Origin of the sequence: Peptoanaerobacter stomatis (genome assembly GCF_000238095.2) — a bacterium.
In the GTDB taxonomy this organism is placed as follows: Bacteria; Bacillota; Clostridia; order Peptostreptococcales; family Filifactoraceae; genus Peptoanaerobacter; species Peptoanaerobacter stomatis_A.
In genome coordinates this window covers 1,278,469-1,301,699 of the sequence record NZ_JH815225.1, presented here as the reverse complement: position 1 = coordinate 1,301,699, position 23,231 = coordinate 1,278,469, and the positions used below count along the sequence as shown (strand labels likewise).

Annotated in this window: 34 protein-coding genes; 28 read left to right on the top strand and 6 right to left on the bottom strand. The window is 31.9% G+C overall.

Annotated elements, in window-relative coordinates; all coding sequences use genetic code 11:
• Window position 1: 1 nt before the first annotated feature.
• Window positions 2-1,078, top strand: coding sequence for a TolC family protein (locus HMPREF9630_RS05585; RefSeq protein WP_009527541.1), 1,077 nt, complete (start codon window positions 2-4; stop codon window positions 1,076-1,078).
• A gap of 295 nt (window positions 1,079-1,373) precedes the next feature.
• Here the strand turns inward: HMPREF9630_RS05585 and nagB are convergent, their stop codons facing one another.
• From nagB to HMPREF9630_RS05570, 3 genes are all read right to left on the bottom strand, one after another.
• A complete protein-coding gene (gene nagB, locus HMPREF9630_RS05580) occupies window positions 1,374-2,099 on the bottom strand; it encodes a glucosamine-6-phosphate deaminase (protein ID WP_009527540.1) in 726 nt (241 codons plus the stop codon).
• A gap of 24 nt (window positions 2,100-2,123) precedes the next feature.
• Window positions 2,124-3,803 (bottom strand): phosphoenolpyruvate--protein phosphotransferase, encoded by a 1,680-nt coding sequence (gene ptsP, locus HMPREF9630_RS05575; protein ID WP_009527539.1) that lies wholly within the window; start codon window positions 3,801-3,803, stop codon window positions 2,124-2,126.
• A gap of 85 nt (window positions 3,804-3,888) precedes the next feature.
• On the bottom strand, window positions 3,889-4,152 hold the full coding sequence (locus tag HMPREF9630_RS05570) for an HPr family phosphocarrier protein (RefSeq protein ID WP_009527538.1): 264 nt from the start codon (window positions 4,150-4,152) through the stop codon (window positions 3,889-3,891).
• A 515-nt stretch (window positions 4,153-4,667) separates the two neighbouring features.
• On the opposite strand from HMPREF9630_RS05570, the gene hpf reads away from it, so the two are divergent.
• The 3 genes from hpf to HMPREF9630_RS05555 all read left to right on the top strand — a co-directional run bounded on the left by hpf (window position 4,668) and on the right by HMPREF9630_RS05555 (window position 7,881).
• Complete coding sequence (gene hpf, locus HMPREF9630_RS05565; RefSeq protein WP_009524393.1) at window positions 4,668-5,189, top strand: ribosome hibernation-promoting factor, HPF/YfiA family; 522 nt, start codon at window positions 4,668-4,670, stop codon at window positions 5,187-5,189.
• Between the two features lie 300 nt (window positions 5,190-5,489).
• Window positions 5,490-6,854, top strand: coding sequence for a GspE/PulE family protein (locus tag HMPREF9630_RS05560; RefSeq protein ID WP_009527537.1), 1,365 nt, complete (start codon window positions 5,490-5,492; stop codon window positions 6,852-6,854).
• Window positions 6,829-7,881 (top strand): type II secretion system F family protein, encoded by a 1,053-nt coding sequence (locus tag HMPREF9630_RS05555; protein WP_009527536.1) that lies wholly within the window; start codon window positions 6,829-6,831, stop codon window positions 7,879-7,881. Before HMPREF9630_RS05560 ends, HMPREF9630_RS05555 begins: the two co-directional genes overlap by 26 nt.
• Window positions 7,882-8,001: 120 nt before the next feature.
• On the opposite strand, the gene HMPREF9630_RS05550 is transcribed toward HMPREF9630_RS05555, so the two are convergent.
• The 3 genes from HMPREF9630_RS05550 to HMPREF9630_RS05540 all read right to left on the bottom strand — a co-directional run bounded on the left by HMPREF9630_RS05550 (window position 8,002) and on the right by HMPREF9630_RS05540 (window position 10,657).
• On the bottom strand, window positions 8,002-8,793 hold the full coding sequence (locus HMPREF9630_RS05550) for a metal ABC transporter permease (RefSeq protein WP_034910415.1): 792 nt from the start codon (window positions 8,791-8,793) through the stop codon (window positions 8,002-8,004).
• Window positions 8,794-8,830: 37 nt separating this feature from the next.
• On the bottom strand, window positions 8,831-9,499 hold the full coding sequence (locus HMPREF9630_RS05545; protein ID WP_009527535.1) for a metal ABC transporter ATP-binding protein: 669 nt from the start codon (window positions 9,497-9,499) through the stop codon (window positions 8,831-8,833).
• A gap of 174 nt (window positions 9,500-9,673) precedes the next feature.
• A complete protein-coding gene (locus HMPREF9630_RS05540; RefSeq protein WP_009527534.1) occupies window positions 9,674-10,657 on the bottom strand; it encodes a metal ABC transporter substrate-binding protein in 984 nt (327 codons plus the stop codon).
• A gap of 585 nt (window positions 10,658-11,242) precedes the next feature.
• Between HMPREF9630_RS05540 and rpsJ the strand changes: the two genes are divergently transcribed.
• The 24 genes from rpsJ (at window position 11,243) to map (ending at window position 23,228) form a co-directional block, all read left to right on the top strand.
• The gene (gene rpsJ, locus HMPREF9630_RS05535) at window positions 11,243-11,554 is read left to right on the top strand and encodes a 30S ribosomal protein S10 (protein WP_009524384.1); all 312 of its coding nucleotides are present in this window, start codon (window positions 11,243-11,245) and stop codon (window positions 11,552-11,554) included.
• An 80-nt stretch (window positions 11,555-11,634) separates the two neighbouring features.
• Window positions 11,635-12,258 (top strand): 50S ribosomal protein L3, encoded by a 624-nt coding sequence (rplC, locus tag HMPREF9630_RS05530; protein WP_009527533.1) that lies wholly within the window; start codon window positions 11,635-11,637, stop codon window positions 12,256-12,258.
• A gap of 29 nt (window positions 12,259-12,287) precedes the next feature.
• Window positions 12,288-12,914 (top strand): 50S ribosomal protein L4, encoded by a 627-nt coding sequence (gene rplD / locus HMPREF9630_RS05525; RefSeq protein ID WP_009527532.1) that lies wholly within the window; start codon window positions 12,288-12,290, stop codon window positions 12,912-12,914.
• Entirely contained in the window at window positions 12,914-13,198 is a 285-nt protein-coding gene (gene rplW / locus HMPREF9630_RS05520; protein WP_009524381.1) for a 50S ribosomal protein L23, read from the top strand. The genes rplD and rplW overlap by 1 nt, the downstream gene beginning before the upstream one ends.
• Window positions 13,199-13,218: 20 nt before the next feature.
• Complete coding sequence (gene rplB / locus HMPREF9630_RS05515) at window positions 13,219-14,046, top strand: 50S ribosomal protein L2 (protein WP_009527531.1); 828 nt, start codon at window positions 13,219-13,221, stop codon at window positions 14,044-14,046.
• 17 nt (window positions 14,047-14,063) lie between these two features.
• Window positions 14,064-14,345, top strand: coding sequence for a 30S ribosomal protein S19 (gene rpsS / locus HMPREF9630_RS05510; RefSeq protein ID WP_009524379.1), 282 nt, complete (start codon window positions 14,064-14,066; stop codon window positions 14,343-14,345).
• A 48-nt stretch (window positions 14,346-14,393) separates the two neighbouring features.
• Window positions 14,394-14,762 carry a 50S ribosomal protein L22 gene (gene rplV / locus HMPREF9630_RS05505; protein ID WP_009524378.1) on the top strand — a complete coding sequence of 123 codons (369 nt, stop codon included), beginning with the start codon at window positions 14,394-14,396 and terminating at the stop codon, window positions 14,760-14,762.
• A gap of 18 nt (window positions 14,763-14,780) precedes the next feature.
• Entirely contained in the window at window positions 14,781-15,578 is a 798-nt protein-coding gene (gene rpsC, locus HMPREF9630_RS05500) for a 30S ribosomal protein S3 (RefSeq protein WP_009524377.1), read from the top strand.
• Between the two features lie 26 nt (window positions 15,579-15,604).
• The gene (gene rplP / locus HMPREF9630_RS05495; protein WP_009524376.1) at window positions 15,605-16,039 is read left to right on the top strand and encodes a 50S ribosomal protein L16; all 435 of its coding nucleotides are present in this window, start codon (window positions 15,605-15,607) and stop codon (window positions 16,037-16,039) included.
• Window positions 16,029-16,223: a 50S ribosomal protein L29 gene (gene rpmC / locus HMPREF9630_RS05490; protein ID WP_009530686.1), complete on the top strand. Its 195-nt coding sequence runs from the start codon at window positions 16,029-16,031 to the stop codon at window positions 16,221-16,223. The genes rplP and rpmC overlap by 11 nt, the downstream gene beginning before the upstream one ends.
• Before the next feature lie 15 nt (window positions 16,224-16,238).
• A complete protein-coding gene (rpsQ, locus tag HMPREF9630_RS05485) occupies window positions 16,239-16,502 on the top strand; it encodes a 30S ribosomal protein S17 (protein WP_009524374.1) in 264 nt (87 codons plus the stop codon).
• Between the two features lie 14 nt (window positions 16,503-16,516).
• Window positions 16,517-16,885 (top strand): 50S ribosomal protein L14, encoded by a 369-nt coding sequence (rplN, locus tag HMPREF9630_RS05480; RefSeq protein WP_009527530.1) that lies wholly within the window; start codon window positions 16,517-16,519, stop codon window positions 16,883-16,885.
• 15 nt (window positions 16,886-16,900) lie between these two features.
• Entirely contained in the window at window positions 16,901-17,209 is a 309-nt protein-coding gene (gene rplX, locus HMPREF9630_RS05475; RefSeq protein WP_009527529.1) for a 50S ribosomal protein L24, read from the top strand.
• Between the two features lie 21 nt (window positions 17,210-17,230).
• Window positions 17,231-17,773, top strand: a complete 543-nt coding sequence (gene rplE, locus HMPREF9630_RS05470) for a 50S ribosomal protein L5 (RefSeq protein ID WP_009524371.1) — start codon at window positions 17,231-17,233, stop codon at window positions 17,771-17,773.
• Window positions 17,774-17,790: 17 nt separating this feature from the next.
• Entirely contained in the window at window positions 17,791-17,976 is a 186-nt protein-coding gene (locus tag HMPREF9630_RS05465) for a type Z 30S ribosomal protein S14 (protein ID WP_009524370.1), read from the top strand.
• A 30-nt stretch (window positions 17,977-18,006) separates the two neighbouring features.
• Window positions 18,007-18,405 carry a 30S ribosomal protein S8 gene (gene rpsH, locus HMPREF9630_RS05460; protein ID WP_009524369.1) on the top strand — a complete coding sequence of 133 codons (399 nt, stop codon included), beginning with the start codon at window positions 18,007-18,009 and terminating at the stop codon, window positions 18,403-18,405.
• A 15-nt stretch (window positions 18,406-18,420) separates the two neighbouring features.
• Window positions 18,421-18,963, top strand: a complete 543-nt coding sequence (rplF, locus tag HMPREF9630_RS05455; protein ID WP_009524368.1) for a 50S ribosomal protein L6 — start codon at window positions 18,421-18,423, stop codon at window positions 18,961-18,963.
• 19 nt (window positions 18,964-18,982) lie between these two features.
• Window positions 18,983-19,351 (top strand): 50S ribosomal protein L18, encoded by a 369-nt coding sequence (gene rplR, locus HMPREF9630_RS05450; protein WP_009524367.1) that lies wholly within the window; start codon window positions 18,983-18,985, stop codon window positions 19,349-19,351.
• An 18-nt stretch (window positions 19,352-19,369) separates the two neighbouring features.
• Entirely contained in the window at window positions 19,370-19,876 is a 507-nt protein-coding gene (rpsE, locus tag HMPREF9630_RS05445) for a 30S ribosomal protein S5 (protein WP_009527528.1), read from the top strand.
• A gap of 12 nt (window positions 19,877-19,888) precedes the next feature.
• Complete coding sequence (gene rpmD, locus HMPREF9630_RS05440) at window positions 19,889-20,068, top strand: 50S ribosomal protein L30 (RefSeq protein WP_009524365.1); 180 nt, start codon at window positions 19,889-19,891, stop codon at window positions 20,066-20,068.
• 14 nt (window positions 20,069-20,082) lie between these two features.
• Window positions 20,083-20,529, top strand: a complete 447-nt coding sequence (gene rplO, locus HMPREF9630_RS05435) for a 50S ribosomal protein L15 (protein ID WP_009527527.1) — start codon at window positions 20,083-20,085, stop codon at window positions 20,527-20,529.
• Window positions 20,529-21,803 carry a preprotein translocase subunit SecY gene (gene secY / locus HMPREF9630_RS05430; RefSeq protein WP_009527526.1) on the top strand — a complete coding sequence of 425 codons (1,275 nt, stop codon included), beginning with the start codon at window positions 20,529-20,531 and terminating at the stop codon, window positions 21,801-21,803. Before rplO ends, secY begins: the two co-directional genes overlap by 1 nt.
• A gap of 24 nt (window positions 21,804-21,827) precedes the next feature.
• Entirely contained in the window at window positions 21,828-22,478 is a 651-nt protein-coding gene (locus HMPREF9630_RS05425; RefSeq protein ID WP_040465184.1) for an adenylate kinase, read from the top strand.
• Window positions 22,479-23,228 carry a type I methionyl aminopeptidase gene (map, locus tag HMPREF9630_RS05420; protein WP_009527524.1) on the top strand — a complete coding sequence of 250 codons (750 nt, stop codon included), beginning with the start codon at window positions 22,479-22,481 and terminating at the stop codon, window positions 23,226-23,228.
• Window positions 23,229-23,231: the final 3 nt, after the last annotated feature.

Here is a 23,231-nt window from a genome sequence, read left to right as displayed (position 1 = left end):
TATGAAGAAAAAAATAATAGCGTTATTATTGGTAAGTATGCTCGGCATATCAAACTCATATGCCAACGAAGTTAGCTATACATTCGATGAAGCAAGACAGATAGGAATATCGAATTCGAAAGAGATAAAACTGCAAGACGAAATAATAAATTCGCTAAAAAATAAAAATGATATACAAAAAAAGGATTATTTACAGAATAATCCGGATTATGAATATAACGGCATGACAAAAACAGAAGTATATAATAATACTTATAAGACATATGATTATGAAAAGATATTAAAAAACAACATCCAGACAAAAAAAGAAATGATAATAGCCAATGAAAAAAAGACGCTTACGCTCTTTACTAACATAATAAATTATCAAAACGAAATAAAAAATAAGCAAATGCAGATAGATAACCAAATTCAAGCGCTAAATCACGCACAAGTAAAACTAAAGACAGGTATGATAACACAAGTTGATTATGACAGTGAAAAAACTGCACTTGACGCTTTGCAGACAGAATTAAAAAATCTTAATTTTAAATTGGATTTGGAAGAAAAAAGATTTAAACAACATCTTAATATAGACCTTAAAGATAAAGTGAATCTAAAACTTACACAACCACAGTTAGACCAGTTATTACCGCAAGAGGCACTTGAAATAACCGAAAAAAATAAAAAGACATTTGAGGACATAAAAAAAGAATTGGACGATTTGAATAAAGATATGAAGTGGATAGAACAGGTCAATTATGGTGCAAATTACAAAAAATATAAAGATGAACAGCAAAAACTCATAGACGAAAAAGAAAAAGATATTAAAGAGTTGAAAAAAAACACTTTATATAATTATGACAAGATATATTATAATATACTGATAAAAGCAAATGAACTTAGCTTGGAAAAATTGAATAAAATGCAACTCGACATAAAGAAAAAACAGATGTCAGCCTTATACAATCAGGGGGTTGATAAAAAATTATCGGTAGATGAGATAGATGCACAAATACAATCAAATTTATTATCGCAGATAAAAAAGCAACTGGAAATAAGATGGATGCTATTAGACTACAATACAAGTACCATCTGATAATTTGATTAAAAATTAAAATACCATATATACAAAATAGATTACGTATTTGTATATATGGTATTTTTGATGGAATTAATTATACTTGCTTATTATTGCTGAATTAAACAGCCATATAAATAAAGTGATAAATTGAATATACTTAATTTTACTCAGCTAATAAGTTTTTAAAAACAAAAATGTTCATTATTCTATTGCCTTTTGGTATTAGATGTCAGTAATCCAATTAATCAAACGCATTCAAATGAATTTTTTATAGTTTAAGATTATGTGAGATCTTAAATATGGTTTAGTACTATATAATAAATTTTCCGGCTTCATCATCTACATATACTGAAACATCAGGATGCAGTCTTAGTATTGATGCCGGCATTTTAGGAGTTATCTCTCCATATACCGAATCGTATATGGCTTGCGCTTTTTCTTTTCCTGAAGCTATGAGTATTATTTTTTTAGCTTTCATTATAGATGCTATACCCATAGTTATCGCTTTGGTAGGCATTTGCATGTCTGAGAAATATTTTGAGTTGGAATCTATCGTGCTTTGAGTAAGTTTGACTATATGTGTTTTTGCAGATATTTTATCTGAAGGTTCATTAAAACCTATATGTCCGTTAGTACCTATACCTAATATTTGAAGATCTATTCCTCCTGCTGAATCTATAGCTTTTTCATAGTTTTCGCATTCTTGTTCAAGGTCATCTGCCAAGCCGTTTTCTATATTACATTTATTAATATCTATGTCTATATGAGAAAATAAATTATCTTTCATAAAATATGCATAGGAATTTGGGTGAGTTTTTTCGATGCCTACATATTCATCAAGATTAAACGCAGTCACTTGCTTGAAAGTCACGAGGCCTTCTTTGTAGTATTGTATAAGATATTTATATATCTCCATAGGAGACGAACCTGTTGCAAACCCCAATACACTGTCTTTTTTTATAAGAACCTGCCTGCATATTTCGAGTGATGCTTTTTTTGATGAACCAAAATGTGTTGCACTTCTTATTATTTTCACTTCAATCTCCTCCTTGTTTGATGATTAAAACATATTTAAAATCTCATTTACTTCTTTTTTGCTGTGTACAAATCTGATTTTTTCAGATATTTCTTTGCATTTTTCAAAATCGGATTCTCTGATGATGCTTTTTATTGCAGCTACTTGCGTAAAAGCTACGCTGAATTCATCTAAGCCCATACCGAGTAACATTTTGCATGCTCTTTCATCGCTTGCGAATTCTCCGCACATGCCTACTACAATATTTTCTTTATGTCCTGCATCTATTACTTTTTGTATTGCGTGTAAAACAGCCGGATTAAAAGAGTCGTACATATCGGCAATTTTATCGTTGCCTCTATCAACGGCAAGCATATATTGTGTAAGGTCATTAGTACCTATGCTGAAGAAATCGACATATTTTGCAAACGCCTCAGCTTCCATTACAGATGCCGGAGTTTCTATCATCATACCCACTTTTATATCTTTGTTGTAAGCTATATTTTGAGAGTCAAGTTCTTTTTTGCATTCATCAAGTATAGAGTTTGCTTCCAACAATTCTTCTAAAGATATTATCATAGGATACATTATGCTGACATATCCGAATGCGCTCGCTCTAAGTAATGCTCTAAGTTGTTCTTTGAACATATCTTTTAGATGCAGTGAAATTCTTATAGCTCTGAAACCTAAGAAAGGATTTTCTTCTTTGTCAAATTCGTAATATGAAAGTTCCTTATCTCCTCCTATATCAAGTGTTCTTATTATAACCTCTCCGGTACATATCTGAACAGCTTCCTTATATACTTCGAATTGTTCTTCTTCTGTTGGGAAATGAGAGTTTTCCATATATAAAAATTCGCTTCTGAAAAGACCTATACCATCTATATAACATTTTACAGCATTTTTTATATCCTCGATATTGCCGACATTGGAGTATACAAGAACTCTTTTGTTATCTTTTGTTATTGCTTCTAAATGGGCATTTTCTTTTAGCAATTTTTCTCTTTTTTCAAAATCTGATTTTTTATTTTCAAACTCTTTTATTTTTGCTTCATCCGGGTTTATATATATATCACCGTTTGTAGCATCTATTATTATAATATCGTTATCGTTTACTTCTTCCAATAAATTATCCGCTCCAACAAGAGCAGGTAATCCCAAATTACGAGCCATTATGCAAACGTGGCTTGTAACTCCACCTCCTTGAGTGGCAAAACCCAATATATAATCAAGATTCATAGTGGCTGTATCAGATGGAGCTAAATCTTTTGCTATTACTATTGTCGGTGTATGTATTGAAGCAAGATTTTTAAGCTCTACATTTTTTATTTTAGCCATTACTCTTTGATATATATCTTTTATATCGTCTGCTCGAGCCTTCATATATTCGTTATCCATAGCTTCAAACATGGCAACGAATTCATCTATGGTATCTCTAAAAGCTATTTGCACATTTTTTTTGTCATTTACTATTTTATTAGTCACTTCATCAAGAAGGGCAACATCATTTACAAGCTCTAAATGCCCTGCAAATATATCGTTTGTTTGCGCCAATTTCGTAAGTTCATCAGATACCTGTTCTGTTGCGTTTTTGTATATTTTTATTTCTTCATCTTTATCATTATATACATACATATCCGGAACGAAAGATATTTTTTCATATTTATATGCTTTTCCTATAGCTATACCTTTAGATGAAGTTTTATCAACAGAAAGTTTCTTCATAAAATATATCCTTTCAAAAATTTAATATTTATAATTATGCTCCTACTTAAAGTAAGAGCATAACGAAAAACAAGAGCTATAACAATTATTCGCCTAAGCCGCTTTGTATTGCTTCAACTATTGTTTGCAGATCATCTGCTTCGCTTTCGCCTTCGCATTCTACAACTATTTCATCGCCAACATTTATTTGGGCTGACATTACATTTAGTACACTTTTTGCATTTACTCTTTTATCGCCTTTTATAAGAATTACAGAAGATTTACAGCCACCTGCTATTTTCGACAAAACTCCTGCCGGTCTTAGATGTAGACCTGTTTTATTTGTTATTTTTACTTGTTTGCTTACCATATTAATTTTCTCCCTTCAAAATATAATTGAATTATGACTAAATTGAGCAATAGATATGTATTTATATTTACTCAAATAAATACCTATCCGGTAAGTATATCTATAATTATATATATTTAGTTTGTTATTTATTATACTATATATTTTGAAATATTGGAACCCATTTTATTATGGTAATTTAAGTTGATTGCGTGAATAAAAAGCTGTAAGTTAGTGTTACAATTATATTGCAAATTTAGAAAGTATATTTTGTCTGTCAGTAATATTATTAAAATTTAAGCGGTGAGAGATAAATTGTTATATAAATAAACATATTATAAGTTTGTATAAATGTACAAAGAAAATGTTTACTTTTTTTAAAAAAAGTGTATAATATATTTAAGATAGAAAATATGATAAACTATTTTTTGTTAATTATATTTTTATAAAACCTATATAAAAATACATATCTATATAATTAAATTAAAAAGTAGGTTTTATGTTTCTATCAATACCATTTGAAAGGGGCATTAAATATGAACATCATTTTAAGTGGAAAACAAATTAACCTTTCCCAAAAACAAAAGGACACAATCGAAACAAAACTATCAAGATTGGAAAAATATTTTGATAAGGATATGATTGTAAGAGCTACAGCATCTCATAAAAAGGATAAAAGCTGTGTAGAGGTAACAATACCAGTAAACAAGTCGGTAATAAGAGCTGAAGCCACAGACTATGATATGTATTGTGCGGTAGATGAAGTTGTTAGCAAATTGGCAAGACAGCTTAGAAAATATAAAACAAAATTGAAAAATAGAGGAACTGAAACAATAAGATTCGAAAACATTGACGATTCAAGTGTATCGAATGAAGAAGAGCAAAAGATAGTAAGAAGAAAAAAATTCGATTTTTTGCCTATGTCTGAAGAAGAAGCTTGTTTACAAATGGAAATGATTGGTCATGACTTTTTTGTATTCGTAAATGCCGATACAGATAGTGTAAATGTGTTATATAAGAGAAAAGACGGACATTATGGTATAATAGAGCCTGAATAAAAGAGAGATTTTTTAGTTATATAAAAATTTAATATATGGATTGTGTGTAAATGTTACAACAATCTAAAAAGTATAAATAAAGCAAGCTGATTAGCTTGCTTTATTTATACTTTTACAGAAATTAACGCTAATATTAAAAAGTTTTTAAAAAGTCATATATAATATTAGATACGGTAATAATCAATCACATAAAAATATACAATTTATTAGTATTAATTAGTGTTTTGTATAAATCAAGATATGCTCAAATATATTTTACATAAATTTATAATGAATTGTTGTTAAAACTAAGGAGAAACGATGATAGATTATTCATATGCTTTTTCTAACAAAATAGTTCCATTACATCAAGAAAATGGCAGTATTACAATTCTTTCAAAATATGAGCCTTCGGATAAAATAAAAAATGAACTTCAAAAATTGACAGATAAAAATATAAATGTAATGCAAAGTCCTGTTTATAATTTCGATAAATATTTTGAAGAATATTACAGCATAGTAGAAACGAATCTTGATATAAAAAGAGAATTTGAAGATATATTAAAGTCTGATATAGATACCCTATTTACATATATACTCAAAAAAGCACAGGATTTTTTATCAAGTGATATACATATAATAGGTGAAGAAAAGTCTTTTATAATAAAATTCAGAATTAATTCAATACTTCGCAGTTTTGTGAAAATAGACATAAACAGGGGAGAATCTCTTATACGGATAATAAAATTAAAATCCAATATAGATATAAGCAGAACGTTAACTCCACTTGAAGGAAGGTTTGATTTTGTTATAAATTCACAAAGCATAGATTATAGAGTTTCTATAATGCCGACGATAAGCGGAGAAAAAATAAGTATACGAATACTTGGAAACACAAGAAAGATATATACTTTAAGAGATATAGGTTTAAATTGTGAAGAGGAAAAAATAATAAAAGAGAAGATAAATAAAAATGCAGGATTTATACTCATAACAGGTGCTACAGGCTCTGGAAAATCAACAACTCTGTTTACAATGATGCATTATTTAAACGATGGTACAAAAAATATAATATCAATAGAAGATCCGGTTGAGTATAAAATTGACGGTGTTACTCAAATAGCGGTGAGCAAAGAAAAGAATATAGAGTTTCACAATGTGCTTAGATTTGTATTAAGACAAGATCCGCAAATAATAAACATAGGTGAAATAAGAGATGAGGAGACGGCAAAGCTGGCAATAAGCTCCGCCAACACAGGGCATTTGGTGTTTTCTACAATGCATACTAACAGCAGTGTATCATCAATACAGAGATTACACGATTTAGGCTTGGAAGGATTTGAAGTTGTGAGTGCACTTTCTCTTATCATATCACAGAGATTGATCAGAGTTTTATGCCCTCGTTGCAAACAAGAATATGAAGTGAAAAAAGAAATTTTGAATTACTATGGACTTGAAGACAAGCGTTATTTTAAGGCAGTGGGATGCAATGAATGTTACGGCAGCGGATATATTACACAAAAAGCTGTATTTGAAATACTTGTAGTGGATGATAATGTAAGAAAACTTATAAAAAATGGCGAGATTAATGAAGATAATATAAATATAAGAACGTTAAAGCAAAAGCTTTTGGATGAATTTGCAAAAGGAGAGACATCTATTGAAGAAATTTCCAAATATATTTAAGAGAAGCAAACTTTCATATGAAGAGAATGCCATATTTTTTGAGAGTATGTCGGAACTCATAAGCACAGGTGTGCCTATAGTAAAAATATTTGACATAACCGATATCAAGGTGAAAGATAAAAAAATATTATCTGATATAAAAACGAATATAAGTAATGGAGTGTCTTTATCGACAGCATTGCAAAATACGGATATATTTAGCGATTTGACGATATCAATAATAAAAATGGGAGAGGAAACCGGAAATTTAAAAATTTCTTTTGAAAAATTGTCAAAATATTACTATAAATTGAGTGAGAGCAGAAAAAACATAAAGACAGCTTCATTTTATCCTATGATATTATCCGTATCAATATTATTTTTATTGATATTCATAAATTATTATTTTATACCTCAAATAGTCAATCTGTACAGTTATGATTTGTCCAAATTGAATGTATTTAGCAAGACATTATTTATGATTTCATTATTTTTGAATGACTATAAACTTGAAAGCTCTTTAATGATGATTTCTTTAATAAGCGTTATATATTTATTTTTTAAAGATTTATACGAAAATAGAGATGACAATAATTTTTTGCAAAAAATACCGGTAATATCTAAGCTTGCGGTTTCAAATGCGATGGCTAATATATTGTGGTCATATTCTATTATGACATCTGCCGGAATAGATATAATAAAATCTACAGAGATATTGTCAGAGAGTACAAATAATAAATTTATAAAAATAAAACTGAAACAGCTCAAAGAAAATATAAATTCGGGAAAATCTATAAGTTACAGTGTAGAAAGCCTTAATCTTGACGACGATATGCTTAAATATTTTATATCTATAGGGGAGAAAACCAGTAATATGGACAAATATCTAAGCATATTGTCTGACAGGTATTCAAAAAATTTGAGCAATGAAATAAAATATATAAGTGAGATAATTCAACCGGTTTTGATAATAGTGATAACATTCATAGTTGGCATAATAATAGCAGGAGTTGTATTGCCGGTGCTTAATTATGACAATATATTGTGAGGAGATATAATTAATTTATGTAAAAAAATATCTAATGCATATATTATAAAATGTAAGTTTAGATATTTTTATGCGAATATTGTCTAAAAAAACGGTATTTGAAGTATCATATCATATAAATTATTTTCTTATAATATTTTTTATTGCACTCGTCAATAAAAAACCTATTACTGCTATTAATACTATTGTTCCACCGGGCTTAAGCCCTGCACCGTTTATTCGTATATAGTATGACATGGTAAGTCCGATTACAACTTCAAAAAAAGCGTACAACACACTTATGATAATAACTTGTTTGTAACTTCGTGAGACCTGTATAGATGTGGCAACGGGTACTACCATAAGAGATGAAACTATAAGAGCTCCTACAGTTCTGGATGCTACAGATACTGTTATTGCAGTTAATATTGTAAATACAAAATTTATTGCACTTACATTTACTCCGGACAACTTTGCGCTTTCTTCATCAAAAGATATATACATAAGTTCTTTATACAATAGTATTGTTGATATAATTACAACTATGCTTACGATTATCGTCATTTTTACTTCTATATCGGATATTGCAACTATACTACCGAATAAAAAGCTGTTAAAAGATGTGACGTTTTTTATAAAGCCTGATAATACTCCTGCCAATCCTACGCAAGCCGAAGTTATTATAGCTATAGATACTTCGGAATATTGTGGGATTTTTTTTCTTATGGCTTCTACGCTGAGTGCGGCTAAAATGCAGGCTATTATTGCGCCAAGCACAGGGTTGATGCTCATAATAAGACCTGCTGATACTCCTGCCAATGATGCGTGTGAAAGAGCATCGCCGATCATGGAGAGCCTTTTGAGGACAATGGTTGTTCCTATACAAGGTATTATTATAGATAGTAGTATGCCTACCATAAATGCCTTTTTCATAAATTCATATTCAAAAATGATGATTACCTCCTAATGATTACAGTCTATTCATTCTTCCATAATCCAATTCGTACAAATTTGTACAATATTTTTTTAAATTTTTTGTATCGTGACTTATTATTATGACGGTGAGATTAAATTCTTGATTTAATTTTTTTATAAGCTCATATATTAAATCGCAGGACTGCTTGTCAACGCCTGTAGTAGGTTCATCCAATATAAGTATATGCGGGTTATTTACAATGGATTTTGCAATCATAACTCTTTGCCTTTGGCCACCGGACAGTTCTGATATGAGTCTTTTTTGATAATTTTGCATTCCTACAAGAGTCAGAGCGTTTATAGCTTTTTGACGATGCTCTTCTTTATAAAATCTGAATAAACCTACTTGTTTATACAGATTCATCATAACGACTTCCAATACTGTTGCCGGAAAATTGAGCTTGCTTTTATCCTGGCTTTGAGATAGATAGCCTATGTTATGAAATTTACATATCTTATCCATTTCGAAATTGAATATTTTTATAGAACCTTTTTGCGGCTTCAGTTGACCTATCATAAGTTTTATAAGTGTGGTTTTGCCGGCACCGTTTGAGCCGATTATTCCGATAATTTCGCCTTTTTGTATATTACAATTAAGATTTTCTAATACAGGAGTATCTGAATATGAAAAACTTACATTTTCTATTTCTATTATATTTTGCATAGATTTTCCTCAATATTGTATAAAAAATTTACCAAGTAAAATATATCACAGTTTTAAGCAAAAAATCAATGAATATGATAAATTATTTGAATAAGTATTATTACTATAACAAAATTTTAAAATTAGAGAGTGTCTAAAAAGAAAAAATGCCCTTGATTAAGGACATTTTATATACTATTTTAATGCGTTTTCTATTGCCTTCAGGTTGTCTTGCATTATTGAAAGATAATCTTTATTTGCATCCAATTCTTCTTGTGTTAAACCTTCTATAGGGTTGAGAACGTCTGTGTTTGCACCTGTTTCTTTTGCTATTGTTTCTGATACTTCAGGTGTTGCAAGTGTTTCAAAGAATATAGTTTTAACATTGTTTTCTTTTACGAATTCTATGATCTCTTTCATTCTTGCAGGATCTGGTTCTGAATCTTCGTACACTCCTTCTATGCCGAGTTGATTTATACCATAATCTTTGCATAGATATGCAAAAGCCTCGTGAGCTACTACTATACTTTTACCTGCATACGGTTTAAGTGTTTCTTCGAATTGCATATCCAACTTGTCAAATTCTTCTGAGTATTTTTTATAATTTTCTTCATAATAAGCTTTGTTTTTTTCGTCAGCTTGGACCAAAGCATCTTTTATGTTTTCCATTTCTTTTTTCGCATTTTTTATACTAATCCATACATGTGGGTCGAATTCTCCGTGGTGATGGTGATGTTCTTCTTCGTGAACGCCTTCTTCGTGTTCATGATCTTCGTCTTCATCATGATCTGCATTTTTTATAAGTTCTGCTCCTTTTGAGGCTTCTATTATAGAAAGGTCTTTATTTGAAAGAGAATCTGTAACTTTTTCTACCCAACCTTCCATTCCGGCGCCATTGTATACGAGCATATTTGCTTCTTCGAGCTTGGCTATATCTGTAGCTGAAGGTTCCCAACCATGAGCTTCTACTCCGGCAGGTATTAGGTTTTCTACATCAGCTTTGTCGCCTGCTATTTTTTTTGTAAAATCGTACATAGGATACATACTTGTAACTATTTTTAATTTTGTTTCTCCTTCTTTTTTTGGCTCGGCGTTATTTGCGTTATTTGATGAACAACCTACAAATAGCATAGAAGTAGCTATTACTAAACCTAATATTTTTTGGAATTTTTTTTTCATAAATGTTAATCCTTTCTTTTTTTGTTATAGTTTAAAAAATAAATTTTTTGATAGACTTTTTGAAATTTAACAGTAAACTCCCTTTATAATGTAAGATATGCAAAAAAATGTGAGTAAAATTACTAATGCTTTTATAAAAATCTGCTTTATTGATATTTATAAAAAAGTTTTCTAAGAAAAATATGTTTGAAGATTATGTTAAAATATGTATTGCAAGTAACTGGCGATTATTATAACATTTTTTGTAAATTAATGCAAGTGATATGTATTATATTTTTCTTTTTAAAATCAGAAATATTTTTAAAAAAATGCTTGCTTTTTATAATTACTTATTGTATAATTTATCAGTATGTTTTTAGAGTGTTATTTTTTAATACTCAAGTGGCTATGAAGCAAAAGGTTGCCCGATTTACGAGGATATTTTTGTGGAGCAAGTAAACATCTGTGAATGTTGCGACAAAGCCATTTTTTTATAAAAGTAAAAGCGAAACACACGGCGGCGTTTACAAAGTGAAAGTTTGGCTGTGAGCCTTGAAAAATAAATGGCGGTCGTACAAAAAGTACGATAGGAGGTAAATTTTTAAAATGTCAAACAAGCAAAAGATTAGAATCAAATTAAAATCTTATGACCATTCAATACTTGATATGGCAGCTCAAAAAATAGTAGAAATAGCGAAGTCTACAGGCGCTACTGTAAGCGGTCCTGTGCCACTACCTACAAAAAAAGAAATCATAACTATAATAAGAGCTACTCATAAGTACAAAGATTCAAGAGAACAATTTGAAGTGAGAACTCACAAAAGACTTATTGATATTTTAGAACCAAGCTCAAAAACAGTTGATTCTTTAATAAGACTTGACTTACCGGCTGGTATCGAAATTGAAATCAAAAAATAATTTAATAGCGAAGGTATAGCCTTGTCCTTAGGATGATTGCATGGCAATCCGCTGTAAGTACATGGAGGTGTAGTAATTTAATGAAAGCAATAATGGGAAAAAAATTGGGAATGACTCAAATCTTCGCTGAAGACGGAAGATTAGTTCCTGTAACAGTAATTGAAGCAGGACCGATGATAGTAACTCAAATCAAAACAAAAGAAAATGATGGATATGAAGCTGTTCAATGCGGTTTTGGCGAAATAAAAGAAAAAAATGTGAACAAACCGTTAAAAGGACATTTTAAAAAAGCAGGAATCGGAAGCAAAAGAACGCTTAGAGAATTTAAGGTAAGCAACATAGCTGATTTTAAACTTGCACAAGAAATAAACGTAGATGTATTTTCTGCAGGAGATAAAGTTGATGCTGTTGCAACATCTAAGGGTAAGGGATTCCAAGGCCCTATAAAAAGACATGGACAATCAAGAGGTCCTGAAACTCATGGTTCACACTACCACAGAGGACCGGGTTCAATGGGTATGTGTTCAGATCCTTCAAGGGTGTTTAAAGGTAAAAAACTTGCCGGACATATGGGATTTGAGAGAGTAACTATCAAAAATCTTGAAGTTGTTTTAGTAGATAAAGAAAATAATTTGGTTCTTGTAAAAGGTTCAGTTCCGGGTCCTAAAAAAGGCTTAGTTGTACTGAAAGAATCATATAAATAAATAATATCAGGTGAAAGGAGGAGTAAATAATGCCAAAAATAGATGTACTTGATATAAATGGAAATGTAGTAGAGCAAATGGAAATATCAGAAGATATATTTGCTGTTGAAGTAAATGAACATTGCGTTTATGAAGCTGTAAAAAATCATCTTGCTAACAGAAGACAAGGTACTCAATCTGCTAAAACAAGAGCGGAAGTTAGAGGCGGAGGAAGAAAACCTTGGAGACAAAAAGGTACAGGTAGAGCAAGACAAGGTAGCACAAGATCGCCACAATGGATAGGCGGTGGAGTAGTGTTTGCACCAAAACCAAGAGATTACAGCTATAAAATAAATAAAAAAGTTAAGAGAATAGCTTTAAAGAGCGTGTTGACTGATAAAGTTAATAATCAAAAGCTTATAGTTTTAAATGAGTTAACAATGAACGAGCCTAAAACTAAAGTTTTTGCACAAACTATGAAAAATCTTAAAATAGATGGAAAAAAAGCACTTTTTGTTACAAAACAAAATGATCAAAATGTTGTTAGATCAGGAAGAAATATATATGGTGTGTCAGTAGCATTTGCTGATGTTATCAACACATATGACATAATGAATCATGAAGTTTTAGTAATGACAAAAGACGCTGTTATTAGAACTCAGGAGGTGTTTGCATAATGTTATCATACGATATAATAAAAAGACCTGTTATATCTGAAAGAAGTATGGAGCAGGCATCAGAGAAGAAATATACTTTTATAGTAGATAAAAAAGCTAATAAATCACAAGTGAAAAGAGCTATAGAGGAAATATTTGAAGTAAAAGTAGAAAAAGTAAATACTATGAATTATGACGGCAAAGAAAAAAGAGTAGGAAGAAATGTAGGAAAAACTGCATCATTTAAAAAAGCTATAGTAAAACTAACAGCTGACAGTAAAGATATAGAAATCTTTGGCGCATAATAAAAAAGGAGTGAGAGAAAATGGCTATAAAGAAATTTAAACCAACTACTCCGTCAAGAAGACATATGACAGTGGTAATTTCAGAAGAAATTACAAAATTTTCACCGGAAAAGTCATTGCTTACAAGTCTTAAAAAACACGCAGGAAGAAACTCACAAGGAAAGATAACTGTAAGACATAAAGGTGGCGGAGAAAAAAGAAAATATAGAATAATAGACTTCAAAAGAGATAAAGACGGTATACCGGCAAAAGTTGCAGGTATAGAATATGATCCTAACAGAACAGCTAATATAGCTTTACTTCATTACAGAGATGGAGAAAAGAGATATATATTGGCTCCTAACGGATTAAAAGTTGGAGATATATTATATTCTGGAGAAGGCTCAGATATAAAAGTGGGTAACTGCCTAAAAATGAAAGATATGCCTGTTGGTACTATAATTCACAACATAGAATTAAAAACAGGAAAAGGCGGACAATTAGTAAGAAGCGCAGGAAATTCAGCACAACTTATGGCTAAAGAAGGTAAAAACGTACTTTTAAGATTACCTTCAGGCGAAATGAGATATGTAAATGCTGAATGTAAAGCTACAATAGGTCAAGTAGGTAACTTGGAAAAAGAAAATGTTACAATAGGTAAAGCCGGAAGAAAAAGACATATGGGTATCAGGCCTACAGTAAGAGGTTCCGTAATGAACCCTAATGACCACCCTCACGGCGGTGGAGAAGGACGTTCACCTATAGGTAGACCATCACCGGTAACACCTTGGGGTAAACCTGCACTTGGATATAAGACAAGAAATAAAAAGAAACTTTCTAATAAAATGATAGTAACAAGAAGAAAATAGTCTAAACGGAGGTAAAAATGAGTAGATCATCAAAAAAAGGTGCTTTCGTTCACGAAGGACTATACAAGAAAATCCTAAAAATGAACGAAACAGGAGATAAACAAGTAATCAAAGTTTGGTCAAGATCATCTACTATATATCCTGACTTTATAGGACACACGCTTGCCATACATGATGGCAGAAAACATGTGCCTATATATATAACAGAGGATATGGTAGGACACAAATTGGGAGAATTTGTACCAACAAGAACATTTAAAGGACATAAAGATGATGACAGATCGTCAAAAACAAAATAAAAAAATAAGTCTAAGACATATATAAGATATTTTAGAAAGGAGAACGAAATGGCAGATTCTAAAGAGAAAGTAGCAATAGCTAAAGAAGTAAGAGCGATAGCAAAATTCGTTAGAACTTCTCCAAGAAAAGCAGGAAAAATCTGTGATTTAGTAAGAGGCAAAAGCGTTGACGAAGCTATAGCTATATTAAAATTCCTACCAAACAGCAGTGCACAAATAATTTCTAAAGTGGTAAAATCAGCTGCTGCAAATGCAGAGAATAACTTTAATATGGAACCTAAAAAATTATATATATCAAAAATATGGGCAAATCAAGGACCTACACTAAAAAGGTTCATGCCAAGAGCTCAAGGTAGAGCAACATCAATAAGAAAAAGAACAAGTCATATAGAAGTTTTTGTACAAGAGAGAAATTAGGAATCGGGAGGGAAATAAATGGGTCAAAAAGTTAGCCCACACGGACTTAGAGTCGGAATCAATAAAAATTGGGACTCAAGATGGTTTGCAGGTAAAGATAAGATAGCATCTTTTATAAAAGAAGACCATGAAGTTAGAAAGTTTTTGGCAAAACAATTAAACCAAGCTGACCTTTCAAAAGTTGAAATAGAAAGAGTCGGAGATAAATTAAAATTAAATATATTTACAGCAAAACCTGGAATGGTAATCGGAAAAGGCGGCCAAGGTATCGAAGAACTTAAAGTTGCTGTTGAGAAATTTACAGGTAAAAATGTATTTATAAATATAGAAGAAATTAAAAATCCTGACGCAGATGCACAATTGGTTGCGGTAAAAATAGCTCAATCATTGGAAAGACGTATAGCTTTTAGACGTGCGATGAAACAAGCTATGCAAAGAACAATGCGTACAAGAGGAGTAAAAGGTATAAAAGTTGCTACTTCAGGAAGACTTGGTGGAGCCGAAATGGCAAGAACTGAAGGATATGCTGAAGGAGTAGTGCCACTACACACATTAAGAGCTGATATAGATTATGGATTTGCAGAAGCTGACACAACTTACGGAAAATTGGGCGTAAAAGTATGGATATGCAAGGGTGAAATCCTAAAAGACAGAAACGGCGAAAAAAGAGACTTAGACAGTCTAATGGGAGTTAAAGACGACAAGAAGAAAAAAAGAAGAAACAATAATGGAGAATTTAACCCTAACAGAAAAAGAAATTTTAATAATGAAAGAAAACAAGGAAATAGAACTCAAGGAAGAAACCAAGATAGATAAATGATTGCTGAAAGGAGGACACATAAATGTTAATGCCAAAAAGAGTGAAACGTCGTAGAGTTCACAGAGGAAAAATGACAGGTAAAGCCAACAAAGGCAATACTATAACATATGGAGAATATGGACTTCAAGCATTAGAACCTGCTTGGATAACATCAAACCAAATAGAAGCTGCCCGTATAGCTATAAACAGATCAGTAAAAAGAGGTGGTAAGGTGTGGATAAAAATATTCCCACACAAACCTGTAACACAAAAACCGGCTGAAACAAGAATGGGTGCCGGTAAAGGTTCACCTGAATATTGGGTAGCAGTTGTAAAACCTGGAAGAATAATGTTTGAAATGAGTGGAGTAACTGAAGAAAAAGCAAGAGAAGCGATGAGACTTGCAATGCATAAACTTCCAATAAAATGCAAATTTGTTAAAAAAGAGGTAGAAGGTGGTGAAGTTGTTGAAAGCTAATGAACTAAGAGATATGAATATCCAAGATTTAAGAGATAAATTACTAAGCCAAAAAAGAGAGTTATTTAATCTACGTTTTCAATTAGCGACAGGACAGCTAGAAAACCCTATGCAAATAAGAAATGTCAAAAAGGACATAGCGAGAATAAATACAATAATAACAGAAAAACAAACTCAAGCTTAGTATGAAAGGAAGAATATGATGGAAAAGAAAAAATCCAGAAAATTTAGAATAGGTTATGTTACATCTGATAAAATGGACAAAACCGTAGTAGTTTCAATAGTAGAATTGATTCGTCATCCTTTATACTCAAAAGCAGTAAAAAGAACAAAGAAATTTAAAGCTCACGATGAGCAAAATGCTTGCAAAATAGGAGATAAAGTAAGAATAGGCGAAACAAGACCACTATCAAGAGAAAAAAGATGGGAAGTAGTACAAATATTGGAAAAAGCTGCCCAATAGTATAGGAGGTTAAGATGATTCAGCAAGAAACAAGACTAAAAGTAGCTGACAATTCAGGTGCAAAAGAATTACTTTGCATAAGAGTTCTTGGCGGTTCAAATAGAAAGATAGCAGGAATAGGCGATATAATAGTTGCTTCTGTAAAATCTGCAACACCAGGTGGCGTTGTAAAAAAAGGTAAAGTAGTAAAAGCTGTAGTAGTTAGAACAAAATCAGCTTTAAAAAGAAAAGACGGAAGTTATGTTCAATTTGATGAAAATGCAGCCGTAATAATAAAAGATGATAAGACACCTACTGGAACAAGAATATTTGGACCGGTAGCAAGAGAGCTTAGAGATAAACAATTTATGAAGATAATATCTCTTGCTCCTGAAGTTCTATAATTAGGAGGTGTAAAAGTGCGTATAAAAAGTGGAGATACAGTTGTAGTAATAGCCGGAAAAGATAAAGGTAAAAAAGGAAAAGTGCTTGAAGCATATCCGTCAAAAGAAAAAGTATTGGTTGAAGGTGTAAACATAGCAACAAAAAGCCAAAAACCTAACAAATTAAATCCACAAGGCGGAATAATAAAGAAAGAGATGCCTATACATGTATCAAATGTTATGTACTATGATGCAAAAGCAGGAAAAGGCGTAAGAGTAGGATATAAGATATTGGAAGATGGCAAAAAAGTCAGAATATCCAAAAAAACAGGAGAAGAAATATAATAGCAAAGGAGGGAAGAGTTAATGTCAACAAGATTACTTGACAAATATAAAAATGAAGTTGTAAAAGGTCTAATCGAAAAATTCGGTTATAAAAATATAATGGAAGTTCCAAAGCTTGAAAAAGTAGTTATAAATATGGGCGTTGGAGAAGCAAAGGATAATTCAAAATTGTTAGACTCTGCTGTTAGTGAGTTAGAGGCAATAACAGGACAAAAACCTGTAGTAACAAAATCAAAAAAATCAGTTGCCAACTTCAAAATAAGAGAAGGTATGCCAATAGGAACAAAGGTTACACTTAGAGGAGATAAGATGTATTACTTTGTAGACAAACTATTCAACATATCATTACCAAGAGTTAGGGACTTCAAAGGAGTAAATAAGAACTCATTTGACGGAAGAGGAAACTATGCACTTGGAATAAAAGAACAGCTAATATTCCCCGAAATAGAATTTGATAAAGTCGATAAAACAAGAGGTATGGATATAATTTTCGTAACAACAGCTAAAAGTGATGAAGAAGCAAGAGAATTATTAAACTTGATGGGAATGCCTTTTGCAAAATAATTAAGGAGGAAGAAAACGTGGCAAGAAAAGCTATGGTTATAAAGCAACAAAGAGAGCAAAAATATAAAACTCGTGAATATACAAGATGCACAATATGCGGAAGACCACACGCAGTTCTTAAAAAATACGGAATATGCCGTATATGTTTTAGAAACTTAGCATACAAAGGTCAAATACCTGGCGTAAGAAAAGCGTCTTGGTAAGATAATATACGGCAAAGGAGGTAAAAATTAATGTCAATGACAGATCCAATAGCAGATATGCTTACAAGAATAAGAAATGCAAGCAGTGTAAAACACGAAACAGTTGAAGTGCCTGCATCAAAAATGAAAAAAGAAATAGCAAGAATATTGCTTGAAGAAGGATATATAAAAGGCTATGATGTTATAGAAGACTCAAAGCAAGGTATGATAAAAATTCAATTAAAATATGCTGGAAACGGACAAAGAGTAATAAGCGGACTTAAAAAAATATCAAAACCTGGAATGAGAGTTTATGCAGACAGATTGAATGTTCCAAGGGTATATAACGGAATAGGAATATCAATAATATCAACATCTAAAGGTGTTTTAACAGATAGACAGGCAAGAGAAAAAGGCGTAGGTGGAGAGGTAATCTGCTACGTTTGGTAGAAAGGAGGCGTAAAGATGTCAAGAATAGGAAATAAAGAAATTACTGTGCCAGCTGGCGTGACAGTTAATATAGATGAACATAATTTAGTTAGCGTAAAAGGACCTAAGGGAAGTTTATCACAAGCTATATCTAAAGATATGATAATAGAGCAAAATGATGGAAAGATATTGGTAAAAAGACCATCAGATAATAAAGAGCATAGATCATTACACGGCTTATCAAGAACACTTATAAACAATATGATAGTAGGTGTAACAGAAGGATACAGCAAGAAATTGGAAATAGTAGGTGTAGGATATAGAGCGGCAAAACAAGGCAAAAAACTTACACTAAGCTTAGGATTTTCACACCCGGTAGAAATGGAAGACCCTCAAGGTATAGAAGTAGAAGTACCGTCACAAACAGAAATAATAGTAAAAGGTATAGATAAACAACAAGTTGGAAACTATGCATCAAAAATAAGAGACTGGAGAAAACCTGAACCATATAAAGGTAAAGGTATCAAATATTCCGGTGAACATATAAGAAGAAAAGAAGGAAAAACAGGTAAAAAATAGATAAAGGGGTGAAATATAAGTGTTTAACAAGGTCAATAAAAACGAAAACAGATTAGCAAGACACAAAAGAGTTCGTAAAAAAATATCAGGAACACCTGAAAGACCAAGAATGAACGTGTTTAAAAGTGCGAGAAACATATATGTTCAAATAATAGATGATATTAATAGAGTGACATTGGTTTCAGCATCAACAATAGATAAAGAAATAAACTTAGACGGAGTATATGCAGGAAATAAAGAAGCAGCTAAAAAAGTAGGCGAGCTTATAGCAAAAAAAGCAAATGAAAAAGGAATAAGCGAAGTTGTATTTGATAGAGGCGGATACTTATATCACGGAAGAGTAAAAGAACTTGCTGAATCAGCAAGACAAGCAGGACTTAAATTCTAAGAAGAAGGAGGCGAAAGAATGCTAAACAAAAAAATAGATGCATCAAAACTTGAAATAGAAGAAAGAGTTGTTGAGATAAGAAGAGTAACAAAAGTTGTAAAAGGCGGAAGAAATTTTAGATTTGCAGCTCTTGTAGTAGTAGGCGACGGTAACGGACATGTAGGCTACGGTACAGGAAAAGCAATGGAAGTACCTGATGCTATAAAAAAAGCGGTAGAAGCAGCTAAAAAGAATCTTATAACAGTACCTATAGTTGGAACAACAGTACCACATAGAATACAAGGCAGATATGGTTCAGGAGAAGTTTTAATAATGCCGGCAAAAGAGGGAACAGGAGTTATAGCAGGTGGAGCGGCTCGTGCTATACTTGAACTTGCAGGTTATAAAGACGTCAGATCAAAATCTTTAGGGTCAAAAAATGCAAGAAACGTTGTTAATGCAACAATAAGCGGTTTAGCTTCCCTAAGAAGAATAGAAGACGTTGCAGAGCTTCGTGGTAAGAAAGTAGAAGAACTTTTGGGATAGGAGGCATTGAAGGTGGCAAGTTTAAAAATAACATTAGCTAAAAGTGTTATAGGAACAAATCCTAAACAAAGAGCTACAGTAGAAGCACTTGGACTAAGAAAAAGAGAACACAGTGTGATAAAAGAAGATACACCTCAATTAAGAGGAATGATAGAAAAAGTAAAACACTTGTTAAAAGTAGAACAAGCATAACAGGAGGTGAAAAGATGGAATTAAACAACTTAAAGCCAAATGCAGGTGCTGTGAGAAAAAGAAAAAGAGTAGGTAGAGGTACAGCATCCGGCTACGGAAAAACAGCAGGTAGAGGACAAGACGGACAACATTCAAGATCAGGTGTTGGAATAAGAATAGGATTCGAAGGTGGACAAATGCCACTTTACAGAAGACTTCCAAAAAGAGGTTTCAACAATTACGATTTTGAAAAGAGATATACAACAATAAACTTAGATAGATTAGAAGGTTTTGAAGATAATGCTGAAATAACAGCTGAAATATTAAAAGATGCAGGCGTTATCAAAAAAATAGAAAAAGATGGACTTAAAATATTAGGTGGCGGAGAAATCAGCAAAAAAATTACAGTAAAAGCCAACAAATTCACAAAGTCAGCCATAGAAAAAATAGAAGCTGCGGGAGGAAAGGCTGAGGTGATTTAATGTTTACAGCCTTAAAAAATGCCTTTAAAATTCCGGATTTAAAAAAGAAATTAGTATATACGCTACTTATGTTGGTAGTGTTTAGAGTTGGTTCGGCAATACCGGTACCTGGAATAAATGTAGAAGTTATAAGACAAATGTTGCAACAATACACTTCATTTTCTTCTTTTTATGATTTGGTATCAGGCGGAGCACTTAACAATTTTACTATATTTGCTTTAGGCGTTGGTCCGTATGTAACATCGTCAATCATAATACAGCTATTAGCAGTAGCAATTCCTGCTCTTGAAGATATGCAAAAATCAGGAGAAGAAGGAAGAAAACAAATAATGCAAATAACAAGATATACAACAGTGGCACTTGCATTATTACAATCAACAGCACTTGGAATAGGCTTTTTCCGTTCGGCATTGGTTGACAACTCATTTTTAAATCAAGCATCAGTTGTACTTACGCTTACAGCGGGATCAGCATTTTTGATGTGGCTTGGTGAACAAATCACAGAAAAAGGAATAGGTAACGGTATATCAACATTGATCTTTGCGGGTATAGTTTCAAGAGTGCCGTCAGGAGCTATAAAGACATTTGAATTATTGCAAACAAAAGAGTTATCAATAGTAGAGTTTTTATTGTTTATGGCTTTATATTTAGCGATAATAGTTGGAGTAATAATGGTACTTGAGGCGGTAAGAAAAGTACAAGTTCAACACGCAAAGAGAGTTATAGGAAGAAAAACATACGGTGGACAATCAACACATATACCTATTAAGATAAATCAAGCTGGAGTTATACCGGTAATATTCGCATCATCATTTTTAATGATGCCTAATCTATTAGGTATATTTATAAAAAATCAATCATATCAAACATTTGTAAGTAAATATTTTTCAACACAAGGACCTCCGGGATTATATGTATATGCCTTGTTAGAGTTCTTGCTTGTAGTAGGATTTTCATATTTTTATGTAGAAATTATATTTAAGCCTGATGAGATAGCAGATAATCTTAAAAATTCAGCAGGTTTCATACCTGGTATAAAACCTGGAAGAAATACAGCGGAGTATTTACAAGAGATATCAAACAGACTTACGTTGGCAGGAGCTTTGTTCTTAGCAGCAATAAGTGCAATACCAATCTTGATATTAGGGTTTACCTCAATACCATTTAGATTTGGAGGAACGTCACTTTTAATAGTAGTCGGAGTTGCACTTGAAACTATGAAACAAATAGAAGCTCAAATGGTAATGCGTCACTATCAAGGATTTTTAAAATAGCATACAAGAAATATGGTGAGAAAGATGAAACTTATAATACTTGGTCCCCCAGGGGCAGGAAAAGGAACACAAGCGGCGAAGATATGTCAAAAATTTGATATACCACATATATCAACAGGAGATATATTCAGAGCCAATATAAAAAACAATACTGTACTTGGTCAAAAAGCTAAAGAATATATGAACAAAGGTGAATTAGTTCCGGATGAATTGACTTGCGATTTAGTATTCGACAGAATAATGCAAGATGATGCAAAAAAAGGATTTTTACTTGACGGATTTCCGAGAAATATATTTCAAGCTGAAAAACTTGACGAAGTTTTAGAAAATAGAAATTTAAAAATAGATAATGTTATAAATATAGAAGTGGATGATAAACTTCTTATAGATAGAGCAACAGGCAGAAGAGTTTGTAAAGATTGCGGAGCAACATATCATATCGCATTTAACAAATCAAAAGTAGAAAATGTATGCGATAATTGTAGCGGAGAACTCTTCCAAAGAGATGACGATAAAGAAGAGACAATAAAAAATAGAATAGAGGTATATAACAGTAATACCAAACCTCTAATAGATTACTATAACAAAAAAGGCAATTTGGTTAACATTGCAGGAGAAAAAGACATAAATATCGTCTTTGAAGATATAGTAAAAGCAGTCGAAAGCGTGAAATAAATGATAACAATAAAATCAAAGTCTCAGATACAAAAATTGAGAGATGCGGGGAAAATAGTAGCACAAACCCATCAGCTGTTAAAAGAACATATAAAAGAAGGAATAAGCACATACGAGCTTGATTGTTTAGCAGAAAAATATATCAGAAAATGTGGAGCTATACCTTCATTTAAAGGCTATGGAGGATTTAAAGGCAGTATATGTGCCTCATTAAATTCGGTAGTAGTTCATGGAATCCCGTCTAAAGATGTTGTACTCAAGAACGGAGATATAATAAGCATTGATATAGGTGCATTTTATAACGGATATCACGGAGATAGCGCAAAGACACATGCTGTAGGGGAAATATCGGAAGTAGATAAAAAGCTTATTGAAGTTACAAGACAAAGTTTTTATGAAGGTATAAAAAATGCCGTTGTAGGCAACAGACTTTCAGATATATCACATGCAGTTCAGGTATATGTTGAAAAAAATGGATTTTCTGTGATAAGGGATTATGTAGGACACGGAGTAGGAGAAAAATTGCACGAAGACCCGCAAATACCGAATTATGGAAATCCGGGAAGAGGCCCAAGATTGCAAGAGGGTATGGTGATAGCAGTAGAACCTATGGTAGCAATAGGAACATATAAAGTAAAAGTACTACAAGATGGTTGGACAGCTGTAATGTTAGATGGCAAAAATGCCGCACACTATGAACATACACTTACAATAACAGATGGCGAGCCAGAATTACTAACTATTTTATAAGGA